The sequence below is a fragment of the Aquiflexum sp. genome (assembly GCF_041749095.1).
Taxonomy (GTDB): domain Bacteria; phylum Bacteroidota; class Bacteroidia; order Cytophagales; family Cyclobacteriaceae; genus Aquiflexum.
This window is the reverse complement of the sequence record NZ_JBGTCA010000581.1, coordinates 1-6,725: the sequence shown is the minus strand read 5'-3', so window position 1 is coordinate 6,725 and position 6,725 is coordinate 1. Positions and strand designations below refer to the sequence as shown.

Below are 6,725 nucleotides of genomic sequence, written 5' to 3'. Positions count from 1 at the left end.
TGGAATGAAATCAGGATTAGATAAAGGAGGATTTATTAATACCCATCGAGGTTTCAGTCAAGAAATTGGCCGGTTGGTTCTCATGGGATGCCTTCTTGTTTTTATGGCCAAGTCACCTGGGCTCAGCCAACAGTATGATTTCAAAAACATTGGAGTTGAAAATGGGCTTTCCCACAATACTGTTTTTGTAATCTATCAGGATAAAACAGGTTTTATGTGGTTTGGAACCAAAGACGGTCTCAACAGGTATGATGGTACGAGATTCAAGGTCTTCAAAAACAATCCTAAAGATCCCCACAGTTTGGGAAACAATAATGTTCAGTCTTTGTATCAGGATGTATCAGGAGATATTTGGGTAGGAACGAATGATGGTATTATCCTCTATCATCCGGATTTGGAATCTTTTGATCAATTTGATGTAAAAGACCAAAACGGTCATAACATCTGGGGACAGATCCTGGAAATCAGGGAAGATCTTCAGGGAAATATCTGGGTGGCTTCAAGTTCATCTGGAATCTACAGATATAACTTTTCCACGGGAAAACTCACCCATTTCTACCACGATCCCAATCAAAAGGGAAGTCTTGCATCAGGCCCAGTTTCTGCCATGGCCATTGATGAAAAAGGTACCGTTTGGATAGGCGTTCTGGGAGGGGGAATTCAAAAATTCCTTCCCGCGAATGAAACATTTTTTGAATATCTAGATATTGATTTAAATCTGAGGAAAGAGCAGATTTTGGATTTATTTGACCATGGTCAGGAAATCCTGATAGGCACAAAAAACGGCGGGTTAAAAACACTTTCCAAGCTAACGGGACAAGTCAAAGACCTTTTGGTGAAAGATGAAGAAAACAACAGTCTATTTGTTAGGAATATTGGTAAATACAACAATCACCAAATCTGGATCTGCACAGAACGTGGTGTATATCTCTATGATATCACTTCGGGCCAATATAGACATTTGCACCAGAATGATGATGACCCCTATTCACTTTCAGACAATGCCATTTATTCGATATTTAAGGACAGGGAAGGTGGAATCTGGTTGGGGACCTATTTTGGAGGTTTGAGTTACCTACCAAACCATACTACGGTATTCAATAAATTTTACCCTGTCAACAGTGAAAATTCAATTTCAGGTAAAAGAGTAAGGGAATTTGTAGAAGACAAAAACGGGATGATATGGATAGGAACGGAGGACAAAGGATTGAGCCAATTTGATCCAAAATCCAATCAGTTTAGGAATTTCTCTCCTGAAAAGAAAGCAAATACCATCAGCTACCACAATATCCATGGTTTGCTGATTTCGGGAAGTGAACTATGGATCAGTAGCCATAGCCAAGGCCTAAAACTGGATGTTCTCAACCTGGAGAATTATAAGATCAGAAGATTTGATCAATCCCATCTTCAAAACCCATTGTTTGATAGTGATATTTTTTCAATAACAGAAGACAGTAATGGCCACAAATGGTTTGGGACAATCAGTGGTGTTTACAGGTTATCCAAAGGAGCAAGTGCTTTGGAATTTGTAGAAGCTATTGGAATCAACTTTATCCATGACATCATTGAGGACCACCTTGGGAATCTTTGGTTTGCAACTACAAATAATGGTCTGTTCAGGTATAATCCCACAATTGAAAAGGTAAAACATTTTTATCCTGATAAATCGGTTGAAGGATCAATTCCAAGCACCGCAATTGTAAACCTATTTGAAGATAGTAAAAACAGACTTTGGGTAGCTACTGAGGGATTTGGCCTTTGTCTATTTGATCCCGAATCCCAATCATTTAAAACCTATAACACAGAAACCGGTCTTCCTTCCAATACCATCTACAAGATCCTCGAAGATGATATGAATTACCTTTGGTTCAGTACAGGAAAGGGCTTGGTAAGATTCCATCCGGAGAATATTGATGTTGAGGTCTTCACCAAATCCAATGGTCTTCTTTCTGATCAGTTCAATTATAATTCCGGTATCAAAGCTTCAGATGGAACCATTTATTTTGGATCGCTCAATGGATTTGTGGCTTTTGATCCAAAGACTTTTACACTTCAGACTACCCATCCTGAAATCAGGTTGACGGGTATCAAGCTATTCAATCAGGATATGCCCATAGGACAAAAAGGATCTCCCTTAGAACAATCTATAACCAATACCAAAACCATCAAGCTCAACCATGATCAATCAAGCATTTCATTGTCATTTGCAGCACTGGGCTATACCCTTTCGGAATCATGGAAATACGCTTACATCATGGAGGGGCTTGAAAAAGAATGGAATGAAATTGATAGAAACCAGGAAGTCAGTTATCTCAACTTATCTCCTGGAAAGTACAATTTTCGTGTCAAGGCCATTCAATCTGACAATAAATTCAGTGAAGGGGAAGCCAATCTTGAAATCACCATCAGTCCTCCTTTTTACTTTTCCCCTTTGGCTTATTTTTTATACGGTGTTATCATATTGCTGATTTTACTGTGGCTGGTCAATCTATATAAAAAGCGGGTATCGAATAGGCATTTGGAAAACATTAAGCTTTTAGAAGATGAAAAGCAAAAAGAAATCTATCAGGCCAAGATTGAATTTTTCACTAACATCACCCATGAAATCCGTACACCGCTAACTTTGATTAAGGGACCCTTGGAAGTAATTCTTCAAAAGAAGGAAACTCTCAATGAAACTGTTGTAGAAAATCTGTTGATCATGGAAAGGAATTCCAACCGGCTGATCAATCTGAGCAATCAGCTATTGGATTTTAGAAAAACTGAAAAGAGAAGCTATAAACTCAATTTTATTTCCACCGATATCCAACAATTGATCCTTGACCTTCATTACAGGTTCAAACCTATGGCTATCCAAAATGATATCGAATTTGACTTTGCCAATGAACCTGCTGAATTTTTTGTGGATATAGATAAAGAAGAAGTCACCAAAATCCTGAGTAACCTTTTTTCGAATGCTTTGAAAAATGCAAACAAATCTGTCAGCATCTATCTGGACAAAGGGTCTGAGAATGATCCTGATTTTGAGATTACTGTTTGCAATGATGGCAATATCATCGAGGAATCACTCCGCGAAAAGATTTTCGAACCTTTCTACCAAATTAATTCTGAGGATTTCAACAAACCTAAGCAAGGAACCGGTCTGGGGCTCCCGCTCTCCAGGTCTTTGGCTGAAATGCACAACGGGAATTTATTCTTCAATCCTACCTTCAAGGAAGGATTCAATTGCTTCACTTTAAAGTTGCCAAAAATCCAAAAAGAAGCCATCCGGATCAGGGAAATCATTGAAATGGAAGATAATTTGATGTCCAATGAATTGATAGACGAGGATGAAAAGGACACTACTAAAGAAAACAGCAAGCCGGGAATCCTGCTTGTGGAAGATAACAAAGAATTGCAAAAATTTATGAGTGGGAATCTGAGACAGGAATACCATATTTACAAAGCAGGAAATGGAAAGCAGGCTTTGGAAATTTTGGACAACAAGCCTGTTGACCTGATCATATCTGATATCATGATGCCCATCATGGATGGGATGCAGCTTTGCAAAGAGGTGAAATCCAAACTGGAATACAGTCATATTCCCGTAATCCTTCTCACCGCCAAAAGCAACCTGCAATCAAAAATCGAGGGCATGGAAATGGGGGCTGATGTATATATTGAAAAACCTTTTTCCCTTGAATTCCTGATGTTACAAGTCAAAAACCTTTTGCATTACAGGGATCAGATCAGGAAAAACTTCGCCAGTTCGCCCAACTCTTTACCTGATACAATTGCCCATACTAAAGCGGATGAAATATTTCTCAATCAGGCCAATAAACTTATTCAGGCCAACTTATCAAATGAGCTTTTTGGAGTCAATGAACTGGCTGAAAACCTAAATCTTAGCCAAAGCAGTCTATTAAGAAAATTTAAAGGAATCGCAAAATTGACTCCCAATGAATACATCCGGATTGTAAGGCTCAAAAAAGCCGCTGAAATTTTGAACCAGGGAATCTACTCCATTTCAGAAGTGAGTACAATGGTGGGCTTCAATTCCCCAGGTTATTTTTCCAAATGCTTTTTGAAGCAGTTTGGGGAATTGCCAAGGGACTTCCATAAAGTAGAAAAATGATTAGACTCTAAATAGGTCCAAATGAAGAATAAAAATAATTATGGATTTTTTTAAAAGCTTTCATAATTATGAATTTTTAAAACTATGAATATACGGAATTCAGCCAGTAGCCAAATCAATGTGGACAGCTTTTCGGAATTAGAACTAAGAAAAAATGGAAGTGCTTTAACAAACTACAACAAACCCAAATAAACCGAATCTGAAACCAGCATTTTTCCATTGCGGGGCTGTTCCTGACTGAAAGCAAGATAGACATGCCAATTGGAATTTATGTTGTTGGCAGCAAGAGCTATGAATTGGCTTTTGGATGACCTGTCATTGCCAAGCATGATGTGGGTAGCCGAATTTTGCTCTGGATTGTGGAGCACTATGAAGGCTTTGTCCCATGGTTTGGCATTTGATGTTTGGGAGTTGTTATTCCAGGTTAATTTAAATCCAACTCCCACTTTTTCTGCTTTGGCATTTTCGGGAGGCAACAAACTGCCATGGCTAACTTTGAATAAGGAAGGGTCTATCGCAAATTCCACTCCATCAGGAACAAAACAATTGTTCAAAGTATAGGAAACACAGGCATGGAAAGGTCTCCTTGCCCCATTCTCAAATTCCTGAAATCCAAAAGCAATGGCTTTTGTGAGGGGCTTCAGGTAATTTTGGGTCAAAGCCATTTTATTCTGGTAGATTTTCTTGAGAGGAGAAACATTCTTTTTTTGGGCTTTGCTTTGTTTGGGAGGTGCTTTTCGGGCATAAGTCTTCCCTCCTACCTGATAATAAACAATACCGCCGATTTTTCCATTAAATATTCCTGCGGTTGACTCAATTACTTTTGCCATGAGAAAATTGTTAAAAATAAGAACTAGTTTTTCGATTCTTTGACAATAACCCAATATTCAATTTCAAACAGGTAGGAAGTCCGAAGTCCGAAGTTGGATGTACCGGACATATCCTTATCCTAACGAAAATTATATTGAATTGCCATTTTATAGGCAGTATTGCGTACTAAAATAAAATATGAATTAAGATATAAAACTTAAATTAAACCTGCAAAATAAGGTAGTTAAATCTGTTCTGTGGCAACACGCTTTAGGCTTCAATATCAGAAAAATTATTGAAGATAAAATGGTGTTTCAATGGAAATTGATTGGTCAATGATTGGTCAAGAGTTCAAACATCTAGTGAAGTGAGTGCTTTGGAGACAGGAGGTAATACCAAGCTGAGGAAAACTGTAGAGAAGGTCAAGGTGTCTCGATTTCCAATCAAAGATGGGGAAGGATTTCCTGAATTAAAGGTCTATGGAAATTGGATTAGGGATTCAATAATAGGGATACTTGATATTCTAGGCTCTTATGTTCTGCCATGAGCTTTTGGAGATGGGCAAACAATTCCTCTTCGGAGTCCCATTGGGAGGAAATGCCTGCCACAAGCTGTCGGTTGATTTCCAAGGATTGTAGTAAAAATTCCAACATTTGGGATTGGTCACCATTAAATTGACAGTCACCGCCCAAGGAGATGCTGGAATTGTGGATATTGGATAGATGGATTAAAACCTGTGTCATGGCAATGAGGTTGTTTGATGATTGAATGAAATTACCTTTTCCTAGCTTTCTAAACTATTCTGTTTTTCCTTAGGGCTTCTGACGTAGATCAGGTGGCAAGAATCAAGGATTATGTGGAATATGATGTCATATAAATAGAGGTTTCTCTGGAGGTCCAAAGAAGGTCTGCAATCTGAAAGCGTACAATCACCCCATGCATTCAGGATTTTTAGCAATTTTCCGGGTTCTGTATCCGCAAAAAGATACCTGAGGTTTTTGATGGGATCCAAAGAATCTTGAGGGTCGGAAGAAGAAGGTAGGTATGGGAGGACATCAACCATTTTTCTGCTTTTTGCCAATATTTTTGTGGGAACAAGATTATCCTTGGTCGTTTTTTCCCTTTTAAATTCCCCACGATCTTCCCTTGATATCAGAAATGCCGCTTCCAACAGTTTGCGGAAGTTTTGCAAAAAAGAAACGGCTTGGTTTACAGAATTCCAGTAAGTGACCAATCCTCCGTGTGCAATTTTGATGGAGAAGGCATTTAAGCATTCCCTGGCTTCAGGTAATGGATGGAGGCTGTCAAAAAAGCTATGTATAAAACCAATCAGGTCTGTTTTCTCTGAGGGCGAAAGCATGACAGGGATATAGATTTCCATATCAGAAGCATATACCTGATCGGCAACGATTGTGCGGCTATAGTGGCCTGTATTGAAATTGTTAATGATGACCATGGTGGGAAAGGTTTGTTAAAACATGTTCCCAATTTTCCAAATCTTATTATTCTAAAAAATTCATCATTGGGATAAATTATTCTAACTGTTTCCGTCCAGTTTAATTAGTTAACTAAATATTCTTACCAAAGGCTAAATCCACTTCGTTATACATTCCTAAAAGCTCAGGAAGTCCAATCACTTTAATTCCTAAAATTTTGCAGATTCTTTAATCAGTTTAAACAAAATGCCCTTGTTGTCAAACGGAAGGTAGTACCGAACTAAACTCACTAATGAACTTGTATCGATAACTGCCCTCATCTCAGGTATTTTTCTAGCTGTTCAGGCTTGAGATGAAGGGTTTTG

The 6,725-nt window shown here is 38.4% G+C and carries 4 protein-coding genes; 1 reads left to right on the top strand and 3 read right to left on the bottom strand.

Going from position 1 to position 6,725, the window contains the following annotated elements; all coding sequences use genetic code 11:
* Positions 1-103 precede the first annotated feature (103 nt).
* Positions 104-4,114 carry a two-component regulator propeller domain-containing protein gene (locus tag ACEW8O_RS25865; protein ID WP_373497521.1) on the top strand — a complete coding sequence of 1,337 codons (4,011 nt, stop codon included), beginning with the start codon at positions 104-106 and terminating at the stop codon, positions 4,112-4,114.
* 173 nt (positions 4,115-4,287) lie between these two features.
* Here the strand turns inward: ACEW8O_RS25865 and ACEW8O_RS25860 are convergent, their stop codons facing one another.
* The 3 genes from ACEW8O_RS25860 to ACEW8O_RS25850 form a co-directional block, all read right to left on the bottom strand.
* Positions 4,288-4,944, bottom strand: coding sequence for a DUF6266 family protein (locus ACEW8O_RS25860; protein ID WP_373497520.1), 657 nt, complete (start codon positions 4,942-4,944; stop codon positions 4,288-4,290).
* A 471-nt stretch (positions 4,945-5,415) separates the two neighbouring features.
* Complete coding sequence (locus tag ACEW8O_RS25855) at positions 5,416-5,667, bottom strand: hypothetical protein (RefSeq protein WP_373497519.1); 252 nt, start codon at positions 5,665-5,667, stop codon at positions 5,416-5,418.
* Between the two features lie 41 nt (positions 5,668-5,708).
* Positions 5,709-6,380 (bottom strand): hypothetical protein, encoded by a 672-nt coding sequence (locus ACEW8O_RS25850; RefSeq protein ID WP_373497518.1) that lies wholly within the window; start codon positions 6,378-6,380, stop codon positions 5,709-5,711.
* Positions 6,381-6,725: the final 345 nt, after the last annotated feature.

What these genes read in the sequence shown, in the direction of transcription:
- ACEW8O_RS25855 (WP_373497519.1), bottom strand. Translation starts at nt 5,667, where the DNA reads ATGACACAGGTTTTAATCCATCTATCCAATATCCACAATTCCAGCATC.
- ACEW8O_RS25860 (WP_373497520.1), bottom strand. Translation starts at nt 4,944, where the DNA reads ATGGCAAAAGTAATTGAGTCAACCGCAGGAATATTTAATGGAAAAATC.
- ACEW8O_RS25865 (WP_373497521.1), top strand. Translation starts at nt 104, where the DNA reads ATGGCCAAGTCACCTGGGCTCAGCCAACAGTATGATTTCAAAAACATT.
- ACEW8O_RS25850 (WP_373497518.1), bottom strand. Translation starts at nt 6,380, where the DNA reads ATGGTCATCATTAACAATTTCAATACAGGCCACTATAGCCGCACAATC.